Origin of the sequence: Desulfobotulus pelophilus, from assembly GCF_026155325.1 — a bacterium.
Classification (GTDB): Bacteria; Desulfobacterota; Desulfobacteria; order Desulfobacterales; family ASO4-4; genus Desulfobotulus; species Desulfobotulus pelophilus.
On the sequence record NZ_JAPFPW010000011.1, the window covers coordinates 126,337 to 151,274 of the forward strand.

Consider the following 24,938-nt stretch of genomic DNA (forward strand, 5'->3'; position numbering starts at 1 on the left):
CAAAACCTTGCAGGAACTCTGCCGGTATTCATTGCTGGCAGGTCTGTAAGGTACCACAAAATAAAGAGAGAGCAAGGGCCGTTCCTTTTTGGCGGAAGGTCTTTTGGGGTAGTCATTTGCCCGGTATCCCATGGATTGCCATTATTGCTGGAAAGAAAGGATAGGGATGCAAGCGACAATTCAAAGAACCCGGTTATATGCAGAGCATCAGAAACTTGGGGCCAACATGGCTGACTTTGGTGGCTATGAAATGCCGCTATGGTATCCAGCGGGAGTAAGAGCCGAGCATCTGAGTGTGCTTAGGGCCGCCGGAATGTTTGACACCAGCCATATGGCCCTTGTCCGTGTATCCGGTTCTGACAGCCGCCGTCTTCTGCAGGCGCTGTTTACCAAAGATCTGGATCGCTGTACCGGACCGAAGGGTCTTCCCCTTGCGCCGGGGCGGTGCGCCTATGGCGCATTCTGTAACGAAAAGGGCCATGTGCTGGATGACGCCCTTGTCTATATGCTGGAACGGGATCATTATCTTGTGGTGGTGAATGCCGGTATGGGGGGGGTGCTGGCCGCTCATCTCCGTTCCTTTACCGGAAACCATGCGGCGGTTGTGGAGGATCTGACAGACCAGGTCGGCAAGGTGGATGTACAGGGTCCGATGGCTGGTAAAATCCTTTCTCTTGTACTGAAGGATGCGGAAGCGGTGTTATCATCCATGCCCTATTTTTCCTTTAAAGGGGATTGGACACTTTTCGGCAAATCTGCCCTCTGCCTTTTGAAGGATGATACATCCGTTCTCCTTTCCCGGACCGGGTATACGGGAGAATTTGGTTTTGAGATCTTTTGTGCTATGGATGCGGTGGAAAGGGTATGGCATCTTCTTCTTGCGGCGGGAAGTCCTATGGGACTCATACCCTGCGGTCTTGCGGCAAGGGATTCTTTGCGTACGGGAGCCCTTCTGCCCCTTTCCCATCAGGATATCGGAAACTGGCCTTTTGTGAATCATCCCTGGACCTTTGCCCTGCCTTTTATGGAGAACGGAAAGGGGTTTACCAAAGGGTTTCTGGGAGATGAAGCCCTGATGATGGCTGCCGATGATGTGCCCCATACCCTGGCTTTTGTGGCCGCAGATCTGCGTAAGGTGACGGCAGGGCCGGATACCAAAGTTCTTCTGGGAGGAGAAGTCATCGGCCGGGTGCTGACCTGTGTGACGGATATGGGCATGGCCATGAGGGATGGAGTGCTCTATTCCGTGAACAGCCCGGATAAGCCGGAGGATCTTGTGATAAAAGGCCTTGCCTGTGGCTTTGTGCTTGTGGACACAAGGCTGGAACCCGGAACCATGCTTGAGTTGAAGGATGAAAAAAGGAAGCTCCCCGTCAGGGTGGTTCAGGATTTGCGTCCGGCCCGTACAGCCAGAAAGGCGCTGGCTTCCCTGTTGGATAAATGATGTTTTTCCCAGTGAATCGGATGCTGAAGAGCGGGGGCAGTCGCCTTTGTCATCTCCGGATGGAAGACGGAATATGGCTGCATGAGGTTTCTTGCCCTTTTGGATTTCATAGTACACCCAATTTTTAAGGAGAAGTCATGAAGGAAATGGAAGATATCCGCATTCCGGAACACCTGCGATACAGCGAAGGGCATGAGTGGATCAGTGCAGAGGCAATCCCTTTGCGCATGGGAGTAACGGATTATGCTCAGGATCAGCTGGGAGATGTGGTTTTTGTGGAACTGCCTGAGCCGGGAACTCGATTTGAGCGGGGCGATGTCTGTGCCACAGTGGAGTCTGTCAAGGCTGTCAGCGAAGTGTATATGCCTCTGTCCGGTACCATTACCGGAGTGAACAGAATCCTTGAGGACAGCCCGGAAACCGTTAACGTTTCTCCCTATGACGAGGGCTGGATTATGGAAATCACACCGGATGATCCGGCAGATCTGGGTCATCTCATGGACAGCGATGCCTACCGGAATATACTGAAGGGACTGTGACATGCGCTATCTGCCCCATACTCAGGAAGATGTGACCGCCATGCTGGAAACCATAGGCGTCTCCTCCGTGGAAGATCTTTTCGATGCCGTCCCCGAAGACAGCAGGCCTTTGCATCCCCTTGATCTGGAGCCCCCTCTTTCGGAATGGGATCTCGTACGCCGGATGGAGTCTATGGCCCGGAATCACGCCTCTGCTGACAGGGCACGGGTTTTTCTGGGGGCAGGCAGTTATTCCCACCATATTCCGGCAATTATTCCCCAGCTTCTGGGACGTTCCGAGTTCACAACGGCTTATACTCCCTATCAGCCGGAAGTGAGTCAGGGAACCCTGCAGGCGATTTTTGAATATCAGACCCTTACGGCTCGGCTGCTGGGCATGGATCTGGCCAATGCCTCCATGTATGACGGAGCCTCGGCCCTTGCCGAAGCCCTGCTCATGGCCCTTCGTTTAGGGAAGGGGAAAAAAAAGGTGGCCCTTTCCCGGGCCATCCATCCCCGCTACAGGGAGGTGGTGAAAACCTATTGCTCTCCTGCGGAATTCGAGCTTGTGGAACTCCCCTTTGATCCGGAAAGTGGCACAACGGATTTTTCAGGCCTGAAGGATATGGAAGGCCTGGCAGCCCTTGCCGTACAGAGCCCTAATATTTTTGGCTGTATCGAGAATCTTGCCGAAGCTGCGAACCTTGCTCACGAAAGCCAGAGCCTCCTTGTGGCGGCTTTTACGGAACCTCTGGCCTTTGGTCTCATTCGGAATCCGGGGAGCCAGGGAGCAGACATTGTCTGCGGAGAAGGGCAGAGCTTTGGGATTCCGCAGAGTTTCGGCGGCCCGGGGCTGGGCATGTTTGCCTGCCGCATGACCCATGTAAGAAACATGCCGGGCAGGGTGGTGGGCGAGACAAAAGATGTGAATGGAGAGCGGGGTTTTGTTCTTACCCTGTCCACCAGAGAACAGCATATTCGCAGGGAAAAGGCTACCTCTAACATCTGCTCCAATCAGGGTCTCTGTGCAACGGCATCCGCCATGTATATGGCCGCCCTCGGAGGCACGGGTATAAGGGAGCTTGCTGCCCAGAACCGTGACAAGGCCGCTTTTCTGATGGGTATTCTGGAAGGGACCGGTTTCCGGCCTGTGTTTTCCAGCCCGGTTTTCAATGAGTTCGTCATGAAAGCACCGGATGGTTTTGCAGCGATTCATGCGAAACTGATGGAAAGGAATATGGTTGCGGGTATGAGTCTCGGGAGCTGGTACCCGGAACTGGAAGGGGCTTACCTTTTCTGCGCTACGGAAACCCAGTCACGGGAAGATATGGAAGCACTGGCAGAGGCCATTGAGGAGGAAATGTCATGAAGGGTGACTATGCGTCAACGGGTCTGATTTTTAAAGAGCCTCTGCTTTGGGAAAAGGGAAGAAAAGGGCGCAGGGCCTTTTCCATGCCCGAAAGGGATGTACCGGAAGCGGAGGCTCTGCCGGAGGGTCTGGCGGGAGAAGGGCCGGATTTTCCGGATCTTTCGGAGCTGGAGGTAGTGCGTCATTATACACGGCTTTCCCAGTGGAATTTTGGCGTGGATTCGGGGATGTATCCTCTGGGGTCCTGCACCATGAAATACAATCCCAAAATTCATGAAAAACTGGCGGCTCTGCCGGGTTTTGCCATGGCCCATCCCCTGCTGCCGGAGAGCCTGAGTCAGGGAGCCCTTGGGCTGATGTATGAGTTGCAGCAAATGCTGAAGGCCATTACGGGTCTGGATGCCGTCAGCCTGCAGCCAGCAGCCGGAGCACAGGGAGAACTCTGCGGCATGATGCTGTTTGAGGCCTGTTTCCGGGCAAGGGGAGAAAAACGGCATAAAATTATTATTCCGGATACGGCCCATGGCACCAATCCCGCTTCGGCGGCTCTCTGCGGCATGAAGCCCGTGGCTTTGAGATCCGGTGCGGACAGCATCCTTCATCCCGAAGATGTGGCAGCACTGATGGATGAACACACGGCCGGTATCATGATCACCAATCCCAACACCCTCGGGCTTTTTGAAAGCAACATGGCGGCCATTGCTGCCATTGTGCATGAAAAAGGGGGGCTTGTGTACTGTGACGGTGCCAATATGAATGCCGTCATGGGATATGTGGACATGAAGCGTATGGGAGTGGATGTGGTGCATTTCAACCTGCACAAAACCTTTTCCACACCCCATGGTGGCGGAGGACCCGGTGCCGGGCCTGTGTGTGTGCGCGCCGAGCTGGAACCCTTTTTACCTCTGCCCCGTATTGTGAAAAATGAAAGAGGCTACGGGCTGAAGGAAGATTGTCCCTTGAGCATCGGTCGTCTGCATGCGTTTTACGGTAATTTTGGTGTGCTGCTCAAAGCATGGGCCTATATCCGCAGCCTTGGTGCGGATCTGAAAAAAGTCAGTGAACTGGCCGTGCTTAATGCCAACTATATCCGCTCCGGGCTGAAGGATACATACGATGTTGCCTATGATGGCATCTGCATGCATGAATGTGTTTTTTCAGATAAAACCTTGAAAATATTGGGCGTGACAACGCTGGATGTGGCGAAAAGGCTGATTGATCTGGGTTTCCATCCCCCAACGGTTTATTTCCCTCTGGTAGTTTCCGGCGCATTGATGGTGGAGCCCACGGAAACGGAAACCAGAGAAGAACTGGATCGTTTTATGGAAGCCATGCGCCGTATCCGGGAAGAGGCGGAAGAAAATCCTGAAATACTGAAAAGTGCCCCCTTACGGACAAAGGTGCGTCGTCTGGATGAAACGGCGGCAGCCAGGAACCCCTGCCTTTGCGGGAGGTAATCCGCTTTCACCCCAGCTTCTCCCTTTGAGAGAGGGGCCGGGGATGAAGGGAATTGTTCGGAAAAATACGGAAATAATTTTGGATATGAAAATATCCACACAATGGAAAACCGTTCTGACAGCCATTTCAGAAACTGAAATTACACTATGTTTAGTATTGAAGATCTGGGGATCATTTCCTTTGAAGAGGCGGAAAAAAAACAGATAGGGGTTTTCAGGGAAAAGCAGCAGTTCCCGGACCGGGAAGATGTGCTTTTTTTTGTGGAACATGTTCCTGTTTTTTCATTGGGAAAAAGGGGGGGCAGCCAGTATTTCCGGATTTCGGAAAAGATCCTTCTGGAAAAGGGTTTTTCCATTGTGCATACGGAGCGCGGCGGACTGGTTACCTTTCATGGCCCGGGACAACTTGTGGCCTATCCTGTGTTTGATATTCACAGGCGAGGGCTCGGGGTCCGCCAATGGGTGGATTTTCTGGAAAGCACACTGGTTGCATGCTGCAGGACTCTGGGGTTGAAGGCCTGTGGGAAGAAAGATGCCCGTGGGCTTTGGGTGAATGATCGCAAGCTGGGCAGTGTGGGTGTCTGTATCCGTAAAGGAATCAGCCTGCATGGCATTGCCCTGAATGTTGCCATGGATCTTACTCCCTTTTCCATGATTGCACCCTGTGGCATGGATATCACTGTTACCTCCCTTGAAAAGGAACTGGAAGAAACTCCGTCCATGGGTACTGTGAAAGCCGCCATGGCAGCGGCCTTTGCCGCTCTTGAACCTACGGTTTTGCAGGAAAGAGGCGTCCATTGAACAGTTGTTATGAAAAAAAGAGAGCTCATGGTAAACCCCCGTGGTTGCGGACAAAGCTTCCCAGAGGTCCTGTTTATGGCCGGGTATCGCAGCTTTTACAGCAGGGAGAGCTGCACACGGTTTGTCAAAAAGCCCGCTGCCCCAATCAGTTTGAGTGTTTTGGCAGGGGAACGGCAACCTTTCTTCTTCTGGGTGAACATTGCTCCCGCCATTGTCGTTTCTGTAATATTGATGCGGGCCCTCTGCTTCCACCGGATTCTGAAGAACCGAAGAGGGTTGCCGAAGCCGCCGCTGCTCTCGGTCTTTCCCATGTGGTACTGACTTCTGTTACCAGAGATGATCTTGAGGACGGCGGTTCATCGGCCTTTGTGGCCACCATACAGGCACTGCGAAAGGTTTTGCCCCATGCTTCCGTTGAAGTATTGATTCCGGATTTTATGGGCTGTGCCACATCTCTTACCGCTGTGCTGAATGCCGGACCGGATGTGCTGAACCACAATATGGAAACCGTCCGGCGACTGTACCCGGAAGTACGTCCTGAGGCCCTTTATGAGCGATCGCTCGAACTTATCCGTCGGGTCTATGCCAGAGGAGCCATGCCAGCCAAATCCGGGATCATGCTGGGACTGGGAGAAGAGGACGGAGAAATTGAAGAGACCTTGAAGGATATTTACAGGGCGGGATGCCGCATGCTTACCATAGGGCAGTATCTGCAGCCTTCACCGGCCCATATGGAAGTCCGGCGTTTTGTGCCCCCTGATGTGTTTGATTTTTGGAAAACGGCAGCCCTTTCCATGGGTTTCCAGTCCGTTGCCAGTGGCCCTTTTGTCCGCAGTTCCTATCATGCCGGAGATGATTTCAAACGCCTGAAGAAGCAACAGGAATGAGGGGGCATGGCGAAAAACGAAAAGAAAGACGGAATATTACCCTGACTAAAGCCAGGGGCTTTATGGCAACCTTTGGTAGGGAAACAAAAAAGACAGAGTCATGAAGGATAGCCGTCAATCCAGACAATGGGTAGGAGATGCTTGATTCCGGCATGCAGGGATTCCTCCTGCTTGTTATCCGTGACTTTATATTTTAAAAAAGTCTTGATATTATAGTGTGTTTTGCTGGTATCTGAAGAGAAAGAAAATAGAGGATCAAAATTGCAAAGGATGGATCAGTCCGGCAGATGCCGGATTTTTATTGGTGAAAGCCGGGCACTGCTGCGTCTGGCTCTTCCCGTGTGGGTGGGGCAGCTTGCCTTCAGTGCGGCCGGTGTGGTGGATACCCTGATGTCCGGCCGGGTGGGAACTGTGGATCTGGCCGGTGTCGGCATGGGAGCCAGCACATGGGCACCTGTGCTGTTCGGCATGACGGGGTTGCTGCTTGGCGTGAGTCCCATGGTGGCGCAACTTGCTGGAGGTGGCAAAAAGGAAGTCATTGCCGATGTGGTACATCATGGCCTTCTGCTGGCCCTGATGGCAGGTCTCAGTGTTGCCCTGCTCCTGCAGTGCATGGGACCCGTTCTGCGTTTTATGGGAACACCGGACAGTGTCATCACCGTTACCCTTCTTTATCTGCGGGGTCTGGGCCTGGGTGTTCCCGCCATGGCAGGTTATCTCGTACTGAAATGTTTTTCCGAAGCCATGGGGGATACCCGCCCTCAGATGCTGATTTCTCTTTTCGGCCTTGGCTGCAATGTCTGCCTGAATTTTCTTTTTATTTACGGGGGTGCCGGTATCCCGGCCATGGGGGGGGCCGGATGCGGATGGGCCAGTGGTCTGACTTTTTGGATCATGTTTATCGGAATGGCAGTCTACCTGATGCGTGCACGGGCTTTCCGAAGCCTGCGCTGGGTACGAAGACCCCGGTTCAGAAGGGCACCTCTGGAAGAACTTGTTCGTCTGGGAGGCCCCATCAGCCTGACACTGTTTATGGAAGCCAGTATTTTCGGATGCATTATTCTTTTTATCGGAGGGCTGGGTTCCACCGTTGTTGCGGGCCACCAGGTGGCCATGAATTTTTCCGGACTGATTTATACCATTCCCTTAAGCATTGCCACGGCCATAACCGTCCGGGTTGGGCAGGCCACAGGCCGTATGAGTCTCCATGATGCCATGAATGCAGCCTGGACGGGAATGGGGCTGGCTCTGGTGGTTGCTGCCTGTACCCTGACAGTCACTTTTTTGCTGCGTCATATGATTGTGGCCGTATATGTGCCGGATCCTGCCGTACGGGCCATGGCTGCGGATCTGTTGATTCTGGGTGCCCTGTACCAGTTGTCCGATGCCGTGATGACCGCATCCCTGGGGGCCTTGCGGGGGTTCAGGGATACGGCGGTACCCATGCGGCTTACTTTTCTGGCCTACTGGGGGATTGCCATGCCTCTGGGATATACGTTGGGTATGACGGACTGGCTGGTTCCCCGTATGGGAGCAGCCGGTTTCTGGATCAGCCTGATCACAGGCCTGAGCCTGGCTGCCCTTATGCTCCTGTTGCGTCTTTTGCGGGTAAGAAAGAAACATATCCATCGCTTTTTACAGTGAGGAGCATGCCTGTTTTGTTGTTGGCAAGAGGCGTTGTTGATGTCTCTTTTATTTTGTCTGCATATCAGGGGAAGGATACCAGGGCGGATCAAAGAAGAGAAAGAGCTGATGGAAAACGGCAGGCCATAGTTTTAAAAGTAGCTGCGGGCATTCAAAAAAATATTCGCAGCATACGGCAAAAAATTCTGCCGGTGAGTCCAGAGCAGAGGGGTCAATGGATACCGGGTCTTTTTTTTCCCGTGCACCCTGTTTTGCGTCTTTCCATGCCCCTCTGAAAGCCTCTGTCCATGCCCGTGTATTCATGGACGGAGGCAAAACAGGGAAGCCATTGGCCTCCTTGTTCCCCATATCCAGAATATGGGCCACTTCATGGATGACAACATTGTATCCGCTTCCCTGGCCGGAAGCATGAACATCTTCCCATGACAGCACAACAGTGCCGTGCTGCCAGGCTTCACCGGAGAGAATTTCTTTGCGCTGATGAACAATGCCGCCTTCATCCGCTTCTTCCGTATGGGAAATAAAAACGGATGGATACATGATAATGGAAGAAAGGTTATCCAGACGGGTCAACCCGAGGCTGAAAACGGGAATGCAGGCCAGGGTGGCAACGTAGGCCTGCATGAAAGAATCCGTTTCAAGCCCCTGGATACCTTCGAATTTTTTTTCGTACATAAAAAGGGATGCCATATCCCGAAGCTTAAAAGCCGAATCCGGATCTATGGTGTCGAGAATGGGAATATCCGTGCGCACACTTTCCCACAGATCCCTGTCCATCCGGACCCGGCCCAGAATTTTTTTCCTGCGCCAATCACGCCATTTCCCGAGCATTGTCCTTCTCCCTGATCCCGAAGCTTGTTGCCGCATGATCCTATACCCCGGCTTCTGCCCGGAGTTCATTGTTTTCGGGTTTTCCAGCGGTCGTGCATCCATAGCCACTGTTCCGGGTATCTGCGAACCATCACTTCAATGGCATTGTTGTACCTCTGGGTATTGATGCGGATATCTTCTTCGGGATTTCCCGTGCGGATAAGCGGGATTTCAGGGTAGAAAATCATTTTATAGCGTTTCCCCTCCCTGGCAATGAGTGCAGGGACCACCGCCGCTTCCGTTGCCAGGGAAAGCAGGGCCGGGCCTTTGGAAGCGTAGGCGTCACATCCCATAAAATGAATCAGGGTACCGTTTTTTGTGTTGGCATTCTGATCAATGAAGATGGCAATACTTTCCCCCCTGTTCAGTCTGTCATGGATTTTTTCTACAGAATTACGCAGTGGAATCATGTTTGCGCCAAGGCGCGTTCTGGCCCGTAAAAAAAATGCATCCAGAGGTTTGAAATCCATGGTTCTGTAAATGGTATTATTGGGCAGTTTGATTTTTTCAAGGCAGGCAGGCAGGATTTCCCAGGTACCGATATGACCTGTGATGAGAATGACGCCCTTTTTTTTCAGGTACGCCCTGCTGAGATTTTCCAGCCCTTCGGGGCTCAGATGGTTATAAATATTCCGCCCGTTCAGGTGCAGCCCCCAACCTATTTCAAAAAACATTTCCCCCCAGTGCCTGAAAACGTCAAAGACGAGAGAGCGGATCTGCTTTTCTGATTTTTCCGGGAAGACCATGGCCAGATTTTTTTCTGCCAGAACCCTGTGCCTGCGGTCCAGATTGTACCAGATCCGTGCAATAGCATGGGCCATGCCAACACGCCACGATTGTGGAAGCCCGCCAAGGGTCCACATGAAGCCATAAATGATTGTATAAATGATTTTATCCTGAAAACGCATGGGGCATCCTTCTCTGTTATGCTTGCTGGTGCTTGATGTTGTTTCTTCTCCGTAACAGGAGTACGGATTGATGGGAACCGCAAGTAACTATTGTCATCCCATTTGTGCATCATGCTCTATGGACAGTCATGGGACACCGGTCCGAACCTTTGCCCTTGTTCCCGCGAAGAGGGGAACAAGGTGCATTTGATTCCCGATGTCCGCCTTCACGGGCATGACAGACAGGCTGTCTTTTTGGGACGATCCGATCTGACCCTGAAGCGCAGCCCTTCAAGATGGCTTTATCATAAGCCTGCGCAGGTTTCATGGAAAAAATGCAGCTTGGTGTTGTAAGGGCAGCTTTTACGGGTGGCAGGTGCGGGGCCTGCCCCTGCCACAAATTGCCATGTCTCTGTGCCGCAGGGAGTAGCGAAGACAGGTGTATGGCCTGCCCTACGGTTTTTACATGGACCCACCGGTAAGTTTTGCCACAATCATCCGAGGGCCATCCATGAAGTTCCGGCGGGAAAGGGCCTGCTGCAGATGGGCAGCCGTGTAGACCTCTTCCGCCGGAACACCCATGCTTTCCGCAAGACCGATCCAGCCGATGGGGGGATTTGTTAATTGGGTAAGGCTGGTTGCTCTGGAGCCGGGGCTGGTAATACCTGCACGGTTCATTTCCATATTCAGAATATTGTAGCCACCGTTTTCGCAGAGAATGGTGGTGACAGGAAGCTTTTCCCTTGCCTGTGTCCAGAGAGCCTGAAAGGTGTACATGGCACTGCCATCGGCCTGAAGTCCGATCACAGGCCTTTCCGGACAGGCCATGGCAGCACCAATGGCACAGGGCATACCAAAACCAATGGCACCGCCCGTAATGGAAAGGGCCGTATGCGGGGAGGCTCCGGCTGCGTAGTGATTATAGAACAATCCAGAGCTGATCCCTTCATCCACCACAATGGCATTTTCGGGCTGCATGCTGGCAAGGATGATTCCAAGGGAAACCATATCCAGCTGTTCGCCGGGATTGGCGTCAAGCAGAGGAGAGTTGGGGGGAGCAATATCCCCGGCTGCTGCGCCGAGGATTCCGGCAAGGGTTTCCAGAGAGGTTGCGACAGTATCTCCGGGTTTTGCTATCTGCAGGATGTGGTGTCTGGAGCTGAGAATCTGTCCGGGGATGCCGGGGTAGCCGAAAAAGGCTACGGGTGCATCCATGCCTGCAAGGAGAATGGTGTCAAAACTGGCAAGTCGTTCAATGGCTGCTTCAGGGAAATAGGGTATCCTTTCTGGTGCGGGCAGTCCTAAGCCCCTTTCCAGTCGGGCAGGAAAGGTTTCCATGAAAAGGGATACGCCGGTTTTACCGGCAATGGCTGCTGCTGCCGTAAGTCCCCGAATGCTTAATGCAGATCCTCCCAGAAGAAGGGCCGGTTTTTTGGCATGTTGAAGGGCCTGCGCTGCTTTTTCAATGGTCTGGTCACTGAACTCCGTAGCAGGCAGGGAAGGAGGGACACAGACCGTGTTATCTGCGGGCATGTCCTGAACGTCATGGGGAAGCACGAGGCTGGCAATCTGGCCGGACATGGCCGCGCCATAGGCGGCAAGAATATCTTCGGATGCGGTGCTGGAACTGGCCGTATAACGGACCCATCCGGGCAGGGATCCGGCCAGACGTTCAACGGGCATGGTAAGGGGAGCGTTGGCATTCCGATGCCATGTGGCATGGTCACCGATTATATTGATGACAGGACTGCGAGCCCTGCGGGCATTGTGAAGGTTGGCTATGCCATTGGCCAATCCCGGACCAAGATGAAGGAGGGTGAGACCGGGTAGTCCGCTCATGCGGGCCTGTCCATCGGCCGCACCGGTGGCCACACCTTCAAAAAGGCAGAGAACAGGGCGAATTTCTTTAATGGAATCAAAGGCCTTAACAAGGGGCATTTCCGTAGTGCCGGGATTGGCATAGCAGGTTGTTATGCCTGTATTGGCAAAACTTTTCAGAATGAGTTCGGATACGTTCATGAAAAGATTTCTCCTTTTATGGAGGATCATTGTTTCTGAAGAAAGATTCCGCCGGATGGGTCTGCGCCGTTAAAGCCGCCGATTCAGCCTTGATCCTTATACTTGTTTCGTAGCTGTTTTTCAGCTAAACTGGCCTTATCATTAAACGTTAAAACGTCCGGTAAGCTCAGAGAGGTCCGCGCCCAGTCTGGCGAGTTCATCCGCACTGCTGGTTACTTCTTTCCCTTCCTTTCTGAGATTATCCGTTTTGGAGTTGACTGCTGAAATGTCAGAAGAAATTTCGGCAGCAGCCACAGAAAGCTGGCTGACATTGGCGTTGACCTCCTGTGCACCGGCGGAGGCCTGACTGATGTTGCCCGCAATTTCCCGCGTGGCCGCCGTCTGCTCTTCCACTGCCGTTGCAATGGTGGCATTAATATCGGAAATATCTCCAATAACCCTTACCACATCTCCAATGGCCACAATGGTTTCTTCGGAAAGACCCTGTATCCCTTCAATGCGTTCACGGATTTCCCGGGTCGCTTTGGCTGTCTGGCGGGAAAGCTCTTTGATTTCACCGGCAACAACAGCAAAGCCCTTGCCGGCATCACCGGCTCTGGCTGCTTCAATGGTGGCATTGAGGGCAAGAAGGTTGGTCTGTTCCGATATTTCCGTAATGGTTTCCGTAACCGTAGAAATTTTCCTTGCTGCTTCCTCCAGTGCCCACATCCGCTCCGAGGCGGTTTTTCCCGTTACAACGGCTTTTTCTGAAATGGTACGGGCCTTTTCCGAATTGATGGCAATTTCAGTAATGGTGCTGGTCATTTCTTCGGTGGCTGTGGCCACCATGTTGATGTTGGTGGATGCCTCTTCCATGGCTGCGGCAACGGTGTGAATGTTGGTTGTCATCTGACGGGAGGCGGCGGTTACTTTTTTTGCATTTTCCGCTGTTCCGGCGGTTTCTGTGGCCATGCGGGCGGCGATGGTGGTAAGGCCTGATGAAGACTGGTTGAGGGTTGTGGCATTTTTTTGAATCCGGGCTATCATGGTTTGCAGGTTGGTAATGAAGGTATTGAAATTTTGACTGAGAAAGGCAATTTCGTCTTTGCCGCTTACGGGAAGACGCCGGGTCAGATCGCCTTCCCCTTCGGATATTTCCCTGAGGTTGGAGGCCACGTGCTGGATGGGACGAACAATGATACGGTCGGCAATGCCATAAACAACCACAAAGAGCAGAATGACGGAAAAAACTCCGATTCCCATGCTGGCATTACGGAGGTAGCGGGAACCTTCCAGCACCTTATCCATAGACACCACAACGGCCAGGCTCCATGGAGCCTCACTTCTGCCGATCTGAATGGGAGCATATACCGTAAAGCTGTTGCCACCAAAAATGGCAGAACGGCCCAGTTCCCGGACTGGCCTGCCTTCTGCAACGGAGCGGATAATGGCTTCGTCTACGCCGAAATCTCTCATGTGGGCACCAATGGCCTTATCCTGAGGATGGGCGACGCCGATGCCATCATTGGAAACAAGAAATCCATAGCTGTGGTCGGCTCCAAAAGGCTGAACGGCGGCAATGATTTCTCCCATACGGTCCATGGAGTAATCCACGCCCGCAACGCCCACTATCCTGCCGTTGGCCCGTATGGGAACACAGGCGGAAACCAGCATGGTCATTTTTCCGGCAATTTCATATTCCGTAGGGGGAGTGATAAAAATTTTACCCGTGCGGTAGGGCTGCCAGTACCATTGGCCATCCGGGCTGTCTTCGGCATAAGCACCCGTAATGTCGAGCTCCGGTGTACCGCTGCTGCGGTGCCAGTAGGGCATGAACTGCCCGGTTTCATCACTGCCATCGGTATTTCTGAATTCCGCATCTTTCTTGTCAAAGGCATTGGGATGCCACACGGCCCATGCACCCCAGAACTGGGGATTCTCGGCCAGAACACCGCGCATGAGAGCTGTTACCATTTTCCGTGAGTGAAGCATTCCGGAGCTTTGACCTCCGCCCAGTATCTGCGCCATGGTTTCTGCCGCATTCAGCGGTTCTTCCAGCTGTGCCCGTACTTCACCTCCATGGCGGTGGGCTGCTTCCGTTGCAATATTTTCGGCGGCTTCGCGCAGTTGGCCGGAGGCCATGTGACTGATGGTCCAGATGGTTACGGTAAAGGCCAGAACAGCCACGGAGCATACGGCAAAGAGCATTTTGGTTTTCAGACGCATTGTGGAAAACATGGCAAACCTCATGGCTAAAGGGAGCTGGTGCGTTATTCATATTCACCAGGTAGTATGAAGGATAGTTTTTATAAAAGAAAAAATCTTGCAGGACATAACCCGGAAGAAAAATATGGTAAATATAGAACATGCATCTTTATGATGAAACCTTTTTTTGGAGGGAACAGATATCTGGATGCGGGGAGTCCGGATATCTGCAAAGGGAGGAAAACAGCCGGGAGTTTGCGGAACCTTGTCCTTTCCGGAAGGGTATCCGGGAAACAAAGCTCCGGGATGGTGTGCCGGAAACGGGGGAGGGCATGTCCGGCTTTCTGGCTATCAAACCTTTTTTATGTTTGGAAATAATGAGTGGGATGTAAGGTTTCAGTTGGTTATTTGTGTGGGTTGTACAGGCATTTGCTGGCTGGAGGAGGAGACAGAGACTCCGTCATCAGGGTGGAAGCATACGGCATGATGGTCATGTGCTGGCAGTCAGGATACGGCAATGAAAGAATGGAAGAAAAAAGCCTGTATTCACATCAGCCCGTAATCGCGCATTTTAATAAACAGGGTTTTTCTGTGAATTCCAAGTATTGTCGCCGTACGTGCCTTTTGCCAGTTGTTTTCTTCCAGAACTTTCAGAATGTGCTGCCGTTCAAAGGCTGCCACAGCATCGCTTAGAACCCTGCTTCCCGATGACAGCGGCGGAGTTCTCGAAGGGAAAAGATTGGGCAGGTCCGTCTGATGAAGGGTGAAGAAACGCTGCAGGGTATGCTGCAGTTCCCTCACATTACCGGGCCAGTCATGATGCAGGAGTGCTTCCATCATCCCCGGAGGTATGGCGGGCGCTGATTTGGGTTGCTGATGGACAAAATGATCCACCAGAAGAGGGATGTCTTCCCGTCGTTCCCGCAAGGGAGGCAGATGGATGGCAAGGATATTGATACGGTAAAAGAAATCTTCCCGCATGCGTCCTTCGCGGACTTCTTTTGTCAGATCCCTGTTGGTTGCGGCAATGAGCCGGAAATCTGATTTTTGCGGAGAGGTGCCCCCCAGAGGAAAATATTCTCCGTACTCCAGTGCCCGCAGGAGTTTTACCTGAAGGGGCATACCCATTTCTCCTATTTCATCCAGAAAAAGGGTGGCGCCATGGGCCATGGCAAGGTACCCTTTTTTGTCCTGATGGGCACCGCTGAAAGCGCCTTTTTTGTAGCCAAAAAACTCACTTTCCAGAATGCCGGGGGCAATGGCTCCACAGTTAACCGCGATAAAAGGCCGGTTTTTTCTTCTCCCACTTTTATGGACAGCCTGGGCCACCAGCTCTTTTCCGGTTCCGGATTCACCTGTAATGAGAAGAGTTTCTGTGGATGCAGCCGCCTTAAGAATATATTCGTACACTTTCTGTATGGCAGTGCTTTTTCCCACAATATCACCAAAACGATATCGTTCTCCCATATCAGAGCGAAGTTTTCTGTTTTCATTCCTAAGGTGGCTGGCTTTGATTCGGAGGCTTTCCGCTTCCCGTTGCTGTTCCGTTGCATCGGTCATCATGACCTGAACCAGCTGGACTATACCCGTAGCGTCAAAAATGGGTGCGGCAATGGTGTCATACCAGCGGTCATCTTCGGGATCATGGACTCGGCGGCGCAGAACCTTCCCCCCAAAAACTTCCCGGCGCATGCTTTCCCTGCGGAGTTCTGGCAGGGGGATAATGCGGGTGACATCCATGCCGGTGGCATCGCAGCGGAGGCGGCGGATCAGGGGCTGGTTGACGTATTCCACGATGAGGCTGCGGTTAAAAACGCACAGATAACCGCTGAAGTGATCAATCATGGCTTTGAACTGGGCTTCCTGTTTGCGCAGGGCTGCTTCGGTTTTCAGGAAAATGCTGATATCGGAAAAGGATGCCACGCTCCGTGTTGAATCGGGGATCATGGAAACCCGAACGCTTACATGAATGCGGCTTTCATTTTTTCCCATGAGTCGGCATGTATAGGTAGTGGGGGCACTGCCTGAATCCTGTCGTCTCATACGGTGGTAGCGGATCATACGGTCTCTGTCTTCCGGAGCCACAAATTCGGTCCAGAGGCAGAAGGGCAGGGGCCATGGCCGGTTGACCAGCGTGCAGAATGTCTGGTTGGCAAGGGTGATGGCATGGTTCTCTTCTATGATGATCATGCCTGTACCCGTGTTTTCGAAAATACTCTTATAGGTATCCAGAGAAATCATGGGAGATATGGATCCTGGTTCTGCGTCTGGTTTGTTGTATGGTACCAGGTTTCGGTTTTAATGGTTTCTTTCTGTCCGTATACAGGCTTTACATTTTCCTGCGCTGGCAGTAGGTTCCCCTCAGGCCAGTGTTTCTTACGTTGCTGGTTGCGGATATTTTTTTGATTTAAAAGCAGGGTTATTGATATGGACTTTAGTGTTTTTGAAATTCTCATGCTGGTTTGTTTCGGTTTTGCATGGCCTGTATCCATATGGAAATCCTGGCACTCCCGAACCAATGGGGGGAAAAGCCCGGTATTTCTTGTGATTGTGTGCCTTGGTTATGTAGCCGGCGTGCTTCATAAACTGATCTATCAGTATGATGCGGTGATATGGCTCTATGCCATGAACGGTATTCTTGTTTTTTGTGATCTGCTTCTTTATGTTCGTAATTTTTTTATTATGCGCAAAGAGGCCCTTGTACCCCGTGAAGTCTGTCTCCCGGATCTGGCGGACCCACCCCTTCATAAAACGGCAAAGCACCACTGAACACCCTTTTTTCTTGCCCTGATTTTTTTTTCTTCTATAAGCATGCGCAGGGTCAGCAGAACCCAGCCTTCCGCACTGAGGCGCATAACTGCGGAAGACCGTGGGTACAGCTGTTTGATCAGGCTGTGGAAAGCAATGCCTTCTTTGCTGGCACGGAGAACATGGTGGAGTACCCGAGCTGTGCGTTTTTTGGAATGGGCAAGGGCTTTGGCAAGATGAACGGCGGGGGCCTCTATGGGGGAACCATGGGCCGGGAATATTCTGTTCAGAGGAAGAGAAGACAGCCTGGCAAGGCTGTCTTCATAATCGTTGATATTACTTCTGGGAGGCCCGAGCCATGGAGTCATGGTCCGAAGTACAAGGTCTCCTGAAAAGATCAGCCCTTCCGCAGGGCAGTAAAGGGCTATGTGATCATCCGCATGTCCCGGAACCGGCAGGGTTGTCAGAATACGATTTCCAGCTTTCAGGGTATGGGCCGGAGGAATGATGATATCGGGATCGGGAATCCAGTGCACACCGCAGAGTCTGTCCTGCATCCATTCAAGAAAGGGCAGTACAACACGGGTAAGCGTGGGCGCATGGGGGCGTAGCAGGCCGGGATTTTCCTGCCATGCTTTCCTGTAGGCCCTTTCAGACCCGGTTCTGGCTGCCATGGCGGGTGTGAGCAGGATGTTTGCTCCCGTGTGTTGCCGGAGAGGTGCCATCCCTGCAAAATGATCCGTATGGGCATGGGAAATCAGTATGTTCTCCAGCCCGCCTTTCTCCCCCCTTTTGCGCATGAGTTTGAAAATATTTTCCAGATCCCTGATCACATACCCGACATCAGACCGGGTTCCGTAGCCCGCATCCCAGAGGAGTCCGTCCTTGCCTCCAAAGTAATAAAGATTGACCGGCGGTTTGAGAACGGAAACGGGTGAAGGGACCAGAATCCGGAAAATATTATGCGCCACTTCCTGAATCATTGCAGACCCTTTATGGCCTTTTCATCATTCTGGTTCAGAGCATTTTTAACGATGGTGGAAAATGTTTCCATGGGCCGGGTTTCGTATTTATCTCTATGCAGCAGCCTGTAAAAGCGCCTTGGGAAACGGATGGTTTTTAATGGCACAGCAAACAGCTTTTTCTGCTCCAGTTCCGGCCGGATGGCGTAGGGAGACATGCAGCTGAGGGTATCGGAATTCTGCAGTACTCTCTTGACGGATTCTGTGTGGTCGAATTCAAGGAAAACATTGAGATGGACAGCCTGGTCGCCCAGTCCCTGAAGAAAGGTGTCTCGTGTGCCTGATCCAGGTTCTCGCAGAAGCCATCGCCTTGAAAGCAGACTCTGCATGGAATAGGGACCTTTGGATGCAAATCCGGCATCAGAGGAAACCACAATCATTTCCTCCTCTCCGATGGGAGCCGACATGACCACAGCGCTCTGTACTTCCCCTTCCACAAAACCCATATCCAGTTTTCCATTTTCCACATTCTGCGTGATTTCACTGGAGTTGGCAGAGGTAGTGGTGATGGATACATCTGGATAGAGATCCCGAAAGCGGTAAAGAATCTGTGGCAATACATAGTCTGCAATGGTTGCGGAAGCGCCGATATGCATGTGGCCGCTCATACGTTCTCCCTTGAACAGGCCTATGGTGTCATGGAACTGTTGCATGAGAGGGCCGAGGCGCTCGGAAAGGGCCCTCCCGTTTTCATTGAGCACGAGACGGCGGTTAAGGCGGTCAAAAAGAGGAATGCCCACTTCGTTTTCCAGCTCTTTCAAAGCGCTGGAAACGGCCGCCTGAGTAAGGAAATGCTGTTCAGCAACCTTGCGGACATGGGGGGTTCGGGCCAGTGAAAGAAATAGTTCCAGTTGGCGAAAGGTCATGGTATCTCCGTGGCATGGGCAGACAGATGGCATGAAACGGCCTCTGGCTGACAAGGGGTTTTGGACAGATTCCCTTGTAAGAAAAAAATAGAAAAGGGTGCGTTTGTTTTTTGTCTCAGGGTTGTAATTTTATGGGAAGCAAGTCTTTTTAAGGCTTTATGGCAATCTGCTTCCGTTGCAAATAATAAAAAAAAATTATGTCTTTGTCTAGAATTATCAATTTGTTTTTTTGCAAATGCAGGCGTATAGTCTTTTTCAGCGTACGGGTTGTACCGGATAAACCCCTTTTTGACACGATAAAGGATTCCCTGGTTTTTTTGGAAAAAAACCTGTGCGCAGCACACATCACACCTCCATCATAAGTACAATACCTCCCCTTAAGGAAACGCCGGACTAAGTCCGGCGTTTCCTTTTTGAAGCATTCGTACACATTCAGACAAAGCCTGTATTAGAATCAAGACTTCTGTTTGGCAAGGAAAAAGAGCTTAAAAAACGGGAACTCTTTTGTTTCCTCTCTGGACATCAGTTCTTTGATGGTGTAAAAAACACCCAAATTCCCAAACGAGAAATGCAGGAAAACTCCACCGTTGGATGTCAGCAGAAGCATTATTTCGGTTGAATGCAGCCCTGCTGCTCATCCTACAATCTTATGGATGACCTTTCCTTGCTACTTATCCGCTTCATGCCACAGATCTGGTAAGACATTCCTGATAAAAACAACGTTTGGCCTTGCGAACCGGGAGGAATTTCCGTGTCGTCGGAATGGAAGCGGCAGGGAAGAGAAACTGGGAGTCCGGCTGAATAATGGAAAAGGAACGAAAGGGGCATATATCTGTGGAGGATGAAACAGGGCAGGGGGCTGTTACCGTAAAAATTGTGGGCCGCGTACCACCGGCGTGGCTTGAGCGTCAACTCCCGGGAAAGGACGGTGTCTGGTCCGATTGTCTGTTTGTAACGGACCCTCATGAAAGGAACTATGACTGGCTGGTTGTTTACCATGACCTTGCCCCTTTAAAAGAAGGCATGGGTATGGAGATGCTGGCATGTCCGCATCAGAAAACCATTCTTGTGACCACAGAGCCTTCCTCCATTACGGTTTACGGAACGGATTATCTGAAGCAGTTCGGAATCATCATTACCAGTCAGGATCCCTGGGTCATCGGTCATCCCAATGCCGTGTTTACCAAGCCCGGACTCCTCTGGTTTTATGGTATGAACGAAGAGAATGGCTCCTTTATTTCTTATGATGATCTGAAGTCCATGTCTCTACCTGTAAAAGAGAAAAATCTTTCCACGGTCTGCTCGAGTCGCAGGGGCAGATTTACGCTTCATAGTAAGAGAGTGGATTTTACCCGGCGTCTTAAAGCCTGTCTGCCGGAAATGGATGTTTTTGGTCATGGTGTTAAGCCCATGGCTGATAAGGCAGAGGCACTGGATCCCTACCGCTATCATATTACCATAGAAAACCACATCTACCGTCATCATCTCACAGAAAAACTTCCCGACGCTTTTCTCGGCCATACTCTTCCTTTTTACTACGGATGCCCCAATGCCAGTGATTATTTTCCTAAGGGAAGTTTTGTACCGATCAATATTCATGATTTTAATAAAACACTGGATATTATTAAAAGTACCATAGCTAACAATGAATATGAAGACAGGCTCCCCTATATTCTGGAAGCCAGAAGAAGGGTACTGGAAGATTATAACCTTTTTGAAGTTATCGAGAAGGTGATCCGTACGAATCCGGATGGTCCGGAGATACATCCCGGTACCTTGAGTGGCTGCATCATGAACCGGCAGGTTTTGCGGGTCAAAAAGCCCATGGCAGGTATCCGGAGTCTTTGGGAAAAGGTGGAGATTAAAGGTCGCCACTGGATAGGACGCATGGTACCGGACCGATAAGTTGTATGGTTCCGCCACAGGTTTTTACTTCACAGCTTTGTTCCGGATATGACATTTCGGAACCCAGTCAGGGAGAGCCCCATGAAGAAGGCTTTAATAACGGGTGTAACGGGCCAGGACGGCAGCTACCTTGCTGAATTTTTGCTGGAAAAGGGTTACGAGGTCCATGGGATCAAGAGAAGGGCCTCTCTTTTCAATACCCAGAGAATAGATCATATTTATGAGGATCCCCATGTGGAAGATGCCCGTTTCCGGCTTCACTACGGGGATCTTACGGATTCTTCCAACCTGATCCGCATTGTTCAGGAGGTACAGCCAGATGAAATCTATAATCTGGCTGCCCAGAGTCATGTGGCTGTAAGCTTTGAATCCCCCGAATATACAGCCGATGTGGATGCTCTTGGCACATTGCGTATTCTGGAGGCCATACGAATACTGGGGCTGGAGCAAAAAACACGTTTTTATCAGGCCAGTACCAGTGAGCTTTTTGGTCTGGTACAGGAAACACCTCAGAAGGAAACGACTCCTTTTTATCCCCGCAGTCCTTATGCTGCTGCCAAACTTTATGCCTACTGGATTACGGTAAACTATCGTGAGGCGTATGGTATGTACGCCTGTAACGGGATTCTTTTCAACCATGAATCTCCCCGCAGGGGGGAGACTTTTGTAACCCGCAAAATTACCCGTGGTCTTGCTAATATGGCTCAGGGGGTGGAATCATGCCTGTATCTGGGGAATCTGAATGCCCTGCGTGACTGGGGTCATGCCAGGGATTTTGTGCGGATGCAGTGGATGATGCTGCAACAGGAAAGGCCCGACGATTTTATCATTGCCACTGGAAAGCAGTATAGTGTTCGGGATTTTATTCTGTGGAGTGCGGCAGAACTGGGAATTTTTCTTCGCTTTGAAGGGGAAGGCGTGGCAGAGCAGGGGATAGTGGTCAGGGTTGAAGGGAAGGATGCCCCGGCTGTTCGTGTCGGAGATGTTCTGGTTCGTATCGATCCCCATTACTTCAGGCCTACGGAAGTGGAAACCCTTCTTGGTGACCCGACAAAGGCCCGTGAACAACTGGGGTGGGAACCGGAAATTACGGCACAGTCCATGTGCGCTGAGATGGTAAGGGAAGATCTCCGGTTGGCCAAACGCCATGCTCTTTTACAAAAACACGGATATGAAGTACTGCTGCCCTGTGAGCAGCGTAGCATTTCCGAAAAGAACAAGTGACTTTCATTCCATTTTTTGGCACTATGCACCCGGTCTGCTTCTGAGGGCCGGGAGTATGGTTGTTAGTCCGCCAACATTCGGGATGGAGGAAAACCGGGTGAAAATTTATGTTGCAGGGCACAGAGGAATGGTGGGCAGTGCCATTGTTCGCCGCCTGAATGCCTCTCCGGATCATATTGTGGTCACCCGTACCCGCCGTGAGCTGGATCTTTTGAATCAGAAAGAGGTTTTTGATTTTTTTGACAAAGAAAAGCCGGATCAGGTTTACCTCGCAGCAGCAAAGGTTGGCGGTATTCATGCCAACAACACGTTCCCTGCTGAATTTATATATGAAAATCTTGTGATCCAAGCCAACATTATTCATGCTGCCCACAGAAGCGGAATAGAACGCCTGCTTTTTCTGGGAAGCAGTTGTATCTATCCTGTACGAGCCAGCCAGCCCATGGCGGAAAATGCCCTCCTTACCGGCCTTCCGGAACCCACCAACGAACCCTATGCCATTGCTAAAATTGCCGGAATCAAGCTTTGTGAAAGTTATAACCGACAGTATGGCAGGGATTACCGCAGTGTGATGCCTACCAACCTCTACGGTCCGGGAGATAACTTTCATCCGGAGAACAGCCATGTCATTCCCGGACTTTTGCGCCGTTTCCATGAAGCCGTTACCTCTGGAGCAAAGGAAGTGGTGATATGGGGAAGCGGAACGGTTATGCGTGAATTCCTTTATGTGGATGATCTGGCCGATGCCTGTGTTCATGTTATGGGGCTGGAACCTGCCGTGTATAAGGCCCATACCCTTCCCATGCTCTCCCATATCAATGTGGGTACGGGAAAGGACTGTACCATCCGGGAGCTGGCAGAAACCATTGCTGAAGTAACGGGTTTTAAAGGCAAACTGATTTTTGACACGGCACGTCCGGATGGAGCGCCCCGCAAGCTTCTTGACGTTTCCTGCCTTCAGTCTCTGGGATGGCAGGCAAAAACAGGGCTGAAAGAAGGCTTGGTCAGGGCCTATACCTGGTATAGCAGAGATTTGAAAAGGTCTTCTGATCCTGCCTGAAGCACGTCTGGCTGTGCTGTTGACTTATGGCCTGCTGTCGGAGAACGCAAAAATTCTGCCAAGGATGCAGTCCTCGGTGGGAATTGATTCAGCATCACACCTTCCTGACATGATCAATATGGTGGCCGTATCTATGGCAGGTATCCGTAATCTGATGGGGAGAACTTATGCCAGGGATTCGATTGTGAAAGATTTTTTATGCTATGTTTGCTGATCAGATGCGTAGCTGTGGACAGGTAGATTTTATTGCAAACTTTTCGTGGAAAAGATTGTTTTGGAGTAATCTTTCGTTCATACGCATTGGCGTTGAGGGGGGACCCCCGCTTGACATATGATTAAATCTTATCTGTTCATATCATAGTGAATAAACTTGTTCCCGCAGACAAAGCCGCAGAAATTTTCGGTGTATCCATACTCACCCTGAGAAGGTGGGAGGCTGAAGGCCGCATAATGCCGGAGAGAACCCGTTCCGGGCACCGGCGTTATGACCAGCCCTGAAGCCCGAACTTTTTCATGCCCCGTCGGACACCCGCCGTACCCTGGGCTTGCCCGTGTGTCCAGCCATGACGAGAAAGAGGATCTTGTAAGGCAGAAGCAGGTACTTGACAGGTACTGTGGCCGTCAGGGCTGGACTTTCGAGATTCTTTCCGAACTTGGTTCCGGCATGAACTACCAGAAAAAGGGCCTGAAAAGCTCATCGAGGCCATACTTGAAGGCAGCGTGGGCCGCCTGTTCTCACCCACAAAGACCGCCTGCTCCGCTTGGGTGCGGAACTGATTTTTGCCATCTGCGAAGCCAAATAGGTGGAGGTGGTCATCCCCAACGGGGCTCGCGGAGCGACGCCAGCCCTGTGCAGCAGGGTGAAGATGTGGATACAGGCCTGGAAGAAGATCAAAGCCAAGGATGTTCTGGAAATCATCATCGTTTTTTCCGCAAGGTTCTATGGCAGCCGATCCCGGAAAAACAAGAAATTTCTCGAAAACCTGAAAAAGACTGTGGAGTAAGCCATGCTCATTGCCCATGAGATTGCCCTGGATCCCAACAAGGCCAGAAAAAAACCTCGCCGTATCCATGCCAGAATCCGCAATATCCGAAACGATGCCCTGCATAAACTCACCTCTTCCCTCACCCGCAGGTTCGATACGATTGTGGTGGAAGATTATAATGGAAAGGGCATGATGAAAAACCACAAGCTGGCCCGTTCCATCAGCCATAGGGGTTTTTTCAAGTTCCGCCGTATCGTAAATCCTGTGGAGAAGAAGGCTCTGGCCTTTGCGCAGGGCAGGAGTGAAACCAGCCTCCGGGAAGCAGGAAGTCAGCGCAAAGCTACCTGTGGCTAGATTTGGGCAAGTCTGGCAGAACGGTTGTCTCATAAACAATAGTCTGATTTTTTGACCAAAAGCAGGAAGGAGCTATTTTGAAGGTTATTACTGTTGTTGGCGCAAGACCTCAGTTTGTAAAAGCGGCAACCATCAGCCGGGCAATATCAGCGCATAACACCACAACTGCTTCGGAAACGGTTATCGAAAAAATAATTCATACGGGGCAACACTATGATGCCAATATGAGTGATATTTTTTTTGAAGAAATGCATATTCCGAAACCTGCATTCCATCTGGGTATCGGGGGGGGAAGTCATGGAGCCATGACTGGGCGGATGCTGGAAGGCATTGAAGGTGTGTTGTTGAAGGAAAAACCGGACTGGGTACTTGTATACGGAGACACAAATTCTACCCTTGCCGCTGCTCTTGCTGCCAGCAAACTACACATCAGAGTGGCCCATGTGGAAGCAGGCCTGAGAAGTTTTAACATGCGTATGCCTGAAGAACAGAACCGGATCCTGACAGATCGTCTCAGCAGTCTTCTTTGCTGCCCCACGGATACTGCTGTGCAGAATCTTCGTAAAGAAGGCTACGATTGTTTCAGCTGCAAGGTATTTAAGTCCGGCGATGTGATGTTTGATGCGGCGCTTTACTATACAACTATGGCCTGCCAGCCTTCATTGCCCTGCCTGCCGGACAGGGATTTTGTGT

At 51.4% G+C, this 24,938-nt stretch carries 20 protein-coding genes and 1 pseudogene; 14 read left to right on the plus strand and 7 right to left on the minus strand.

Going from position 1 to position 24,938, the window contains the following annotated elements; all coding sequences use genetic code 11:
• The first annotated feature begins 166 nt into the window (after window positions 1-166).
• The 7 genes from OOT00_RS10585 to OOT00_RS10615 all read left to right on the plus strand — a co-directional run bounded on the left by OOT00_RS10585 (window position 167) and on the right by OOT00_RS10615 (window position 8,120).
• The gene (locus OOT00_RS10585; RefSeq protein WP_265425351.1) at window positions 167-1,444 is read left to right on the plus strand and encodes an aminomethyl transferase family protein; all 1,278 of its coding nucleotides are present in this window, start codon (window positions 167-169) and stop codon (window positions 1,442-1,444) included.
• 137 nt (window positions 1,445-1,581) lie between these two features.
• On the plus strand, window positions 1,582-1,983 hold the full coding sequence (gene gcvH / locus OOT00_RS10590; protein WP_265425352.1) for a glycine cleavage system protein GcvH: 402 nt from the start codon (window positions 1,582-1,584) through the stop codon (window positions 1,981-1,983).
• Window position 1,984: 1 nt separating this feature from the next.
• Window positions 1,985-3,331 (plus strand): aminomethyl-transferring glycine dehydrogenase subunit GcvPA, encoded by a 1,347-nt coding sequence (gene gcvPA / locus OOT00_RS10595; RefSeq protein ID WP_265425353.1) that lies wholly within the window; start codon window positions 1,985-1,987, stop codon window positions 3,329-3,331.
• Window positions 3,328-4,788: an aminomethyl-transferring glycine dehydrogenase subunit GcvPB gene (gene gcvPB, locus OOT00_RS10600; protein ID WP_265425354.1), complete on the plus strand. Its 1,461-nt coding sequence runs from the start codon at window positions 3,328-3,330 to the stop codon at window positions 4,786-4,788. Before gcvPA ends, gcvPB begins: the two co-directional genes overlap by 4 nt.
• A 147-nt stretch (window positions 4,789-4,935) precedes the next feature.
• Complete coding sequence (lipB, locus tag OOT00_RS10605) at window positions 4,936-5,589, plus strand: lipoyl(octanoyl) transferase LipB (RefSeq protein WP_265425355.1); 654 nt, start codon at window positions 4,936-4,938, stop codon at window positions 5,587-5,589.
• Entirely contained in the window at window positions 5,586-6,476 is an 891-nt protein-coding gene (gene lipA, locus OOT00_RS10610; protein ID WP_265425356.1) for a lipoyl synthase, read from the plus strand. Before lipB ends, lipA begins: the two co-directional genes overlap by 4 nt.
• 270 nt (window positions 6,477-6,746) lie before the next feature.
• Window positions 6,747-8,120, plus strand: a complete 1,374-nt coding sequence (locus OOT00_RS10615; RefSeq protein WP_265425369.1) for an MATE family efflux transporter — start codon at window positions 6,747-6,749, stop codon at window positions 8,118-8,120.
• Between the two features lie 48 nt (window positions 8,121-8,168).
• On the opposite strand, the gene OOT00_RS10620 is transcribed toward OOT00_RS10615, so the two are convergent.
• From OOT00_RS10620 to OOT00_RS10640, 5 genes are all read right to left on the minus strand, one after another.
• The gene (locus OOT00_RS10620) at window positions 8,169-8,951 is read right to left on the minus strand and encodes a M90 family metallopeptidase (RefSeq protein ID WP_265425357.1); all 783 of its coding nucleotides are present in this window, start codon (window positions 8,949-8,951) and stop codon (window positions 8,169-8,171) included.
• Window positions 8,952-9,016: 65 nt separating this feature from the next.
• Window positions 9,017-9,898 carry a lysophospholipid acyltransferase family protein gene (locus OOT00_RS10625; protein ID WP_265425358.1) on the minus strand — a complete coding sequence of 294 codons (882 nt, stop codon included), beginning with the start codon at window positions 9,896-9,898 and terminating at the stop codon, window positions 9,017-9,019.
• 441 nt (window positions 9,899-10,339) lie between these two features.
• Window positions 10,340-11,896 (minus strand): acetolactate synthase large subunit, encoded by a 1,557-nt coding sequence (locus tag OOT00_RS10630; RefSeq protein WP_265425359.1) that lies wholly within the window; start codon window positions 11,894-11,896, stop codon window positions 10,340-10,342.
• Between the two features lie 141 nt (window positions 11,897-12,037).
• Window positions 12,038-14,113 (minus strand): methyl-accepting chemotaxis protein, encoded by a 2,076-nt coding sequence (locus tag OOT00_RS10635; protein WP_265425360.1) that lies wholly within the window; start codon window positions 14,111-14,113, stop codon window positions 12,038-12,040.
• A gap of 513 nt (window positions 14,114-14,626) precedes the next feature.
• Window positions 14,627-16,321, minus strand: coding sequence for a sigma 54-interacting transcriptional regulator (locus OOT00_RS10640; RefSeq protein ID WP_265425361.1), 1,695 nt, complete (start codon window positions 16,319-16,321; stop codon window positions 14,627-14,629).
• 186 nt (window positions 16,322-16,507) lie between these two features.
• Between OOT00_RS10640 and OOT00_RS10645 the strand changes: the two genes are divergently transcribed.
• On the plus strand, window positions 16,508-16,849 hold the full coding sequence (locus tag OOT00_RS10645) for a hypothetical protein (protein WP_265425362.1): 342 nt from the start codon (window positions 16,508-16,510) through the stop codon (window positions 16,847-16,849).
• Here OOT00_RS10645 and OOT00_RS10650 read toward each other — a convergent pair.
• Window positions 16,825-17,811 carry an MBL fold metallo-hydrolase gene (locus OOT00_RS10650; RefSeq protein WP_265425363.1) on the minus strand — a complete coding sequence of 329 codons (987 nt, stop codon included), beginning with the start codon at window positions 17,809-17,811 and terminating at the stop codon, window positions 16,825-16,827. The two genes, OOT00_RS10645 and OOT00_RS10650, sit on opposite strands and share 25 nt — an antisense overlap.
• Window positions 17,808-18,716 (minus strand): LysR family transcriptional regulator, encoded by a 909-nt coding sequence (locus OOT00_RS10655; protein ID WP_265425364.1) that lies wholly within the window; start codon window positions 18,714-18,716, stop codon window positions 17,808-17,810. Before OOT00_RS10655 ends, OOT00_RS10650 begins: the two co-directional genes overlap by 4 nt.
• Window positions 18,717-19,550: 834 nt before the next feature.
• Here OOT00_RS10655 and OOT00_RS16475 point away from each other — a divergent pair.
• The 6 genes and pseudogenes from OOT00_RS16475 to OOT00_RS10685 all read left to right on the plus strand — a co-directional run.
• Window positions 19,551-20,621, plus strand: a complete 1,071-nt coding sequence (locus OOT00_RS16475; protein ID WP_265425365.1) for a glycosyltransferase family 10 domain-containing protein — start codon at window positions 19,551-19,553, stop codon at window positions 20,619-20,621.
• A gap of 81 nt (window positions 20,622-20,702) precedes the next feature.
• Window positions 20,703-21,845: a GDP-mannose 4,6-dehydratase gene (gene gmd, locus OOT00_RS10665; RefSeq protein WP_265425366.1), complete on the plus strand. Its 1,143-nt coding sequence runs from the start codon at window positions 20,703-20,705 to the stop codon at window positions 21,843-21,845.
• Window positions 21,846-21,942: 97 nt separating this feature from the next.
• On the plus strand, window positions 21,943-22,905 hold the full coding sequence (gene fcl / locus OOT00_RS10670) for a GDP-L-fucose synthase (protein WP_438266398.1): 963 nt from the start codon (window positions 21,943-21,945) through the stop codon (window positions 22,903-22,905).
• A gap of 360 nt (window positions 22,906-23,265) precedes the next feature.
• Window positions 23,266-23,909, plus strand: a pseudogene (locus OOT00_RS10675) (IS607 family transposase).
• A 3-nt stretch (window positions 23,910-23,912) separates the two neighbouring features.
• Window positions 23,913-24,245 (plus strand): transposase, encoded by a 333-nt coding sequence (locus OOT00_RS10680; protein ID WP_265425367.1) that lies wholly within the window; start codon window positions 23,913-23,915, stop codon window positions 24,243-24,245.
• A gap of 77 nt (window positions 24,246-24,322) precedes the next feature.
• The coding region (locus tag OOT00_RS10685; protein ID WP_265425368.1) for a UDP-N-acetyl glucosamine 2-epimerase at window positions 24,323-24,938 on the plus strand (616 nt) is incomplete at its 3' end.

Bases quoted from the DNA above. Each gene is read 5' to 3' on its own strand.
- OOT00_RS10585 (WP_265425351.1), top strand. From the start codon at position 167: ATGCAAGCGACAATTCAAAGAACCCGGTTATATGCAGAGCATCAGAAA.
- gcvH (WP_265425352.1), top strand. From the start codon at position 1,582: ATGAAGGAAATGGAAGATATCCGCATTCCGGAACACCTGCGATACAGC.
- gcvPA (WP_265425353.1), top strand. From the start codon at position 1,985: ATGCGCTATCTGCCCCATACTCAGGAAGATGTGACCGCCATGCTGGAA.
- gcvPB (WP_265425354.1), top strand. From the start codon at position 3,328: ATGAAGGGTGACTATGCGTCAACGGGTCTGATTTTTAAAGAGCCTCTG.
- lipB (WP_265425355.1), top strand. From the start codon at position 4,936: ATGTTTAGTATTGAAGATCTGGGGATCATTTCCTTTGAAGAGGCGGAA.
- OOT00_RS10615 (WP_265425369.1), top strand. From the start codon at position 6,747: ATGGATCAGTCCGGCAGATGCCGGATTTTTATTGGTGAAAGCCGGGCA.
- OOT00_RS10620 (WP_265425357.1), bottom strand. From the start codon at position 8,951: ATGCTCGGGAAATGGCGTGATTGGCGCAGGAAAAAAATTCTGGGCCGG.
- OOT00_RS10625 (WP_265425358.1), bottom strand. From the start codon at position 9,898: ATGCGTTTTCAGGATAAAATCATTTATACAATCATTTATGGCTTCATG.
- OOT00_RS10630 (WP_265425359.1), bottom strand. From the start codon at position 11,896: ATGAACGTATCCGAACTCATTCTGAAAAGTTTTGCCAATACAGGCATA.
- OOT00_RS10635 (WP_265425360.1), bottom strand. From the start codon at position 14,113: ATGTTTTCCACAATGCGTCTGAAAACCAAAATGCTCTTTGCCGTATGC.
- OOT00_RS10640 (WP_265425361.1), bottom strand. From the start codon at position 16,321: ATGATTTCTCTGGATACCTATAAGAGTATTTTCGAAAACACGGGTACA.
- OOT00_RS10645 (WP_265425362.1), top strand. From the start codon at position 16,508: ATGGACTTTAGTGTTTTTGAAATTCTCATGCTGGTTTGTTTCGGTTTT.
- OOT00_RS10650 (WP_265425363.1), bottom strand. From the start codon at position 17,811: ATGATTCAGGAAGTGGCGCATAATATTTTCCGGATTCTGGTCCCTTCA.
- OOT00_RS10655 (WP_265425364.1), bottom strand. From the start codon at position 18,716: ATGACCTTTCGCCAACTGGAACTATTTCTTTCACTGGCCCGAACCCCC.
- gmd (WP_265425366.1), top strand. From the start codon at position 20,703: ATGAAGAAGGCTTTAATAACGGGTGTAACGGGCCAGGACGGCAGCTAC.
- OOT00_RS10680 (WP_265425367.1), top strand. From the start codon at position 23,913: ATGCTCATTGCCCATGAGATTGCCCTGGATCCCAACAAGGCCAGAAAA.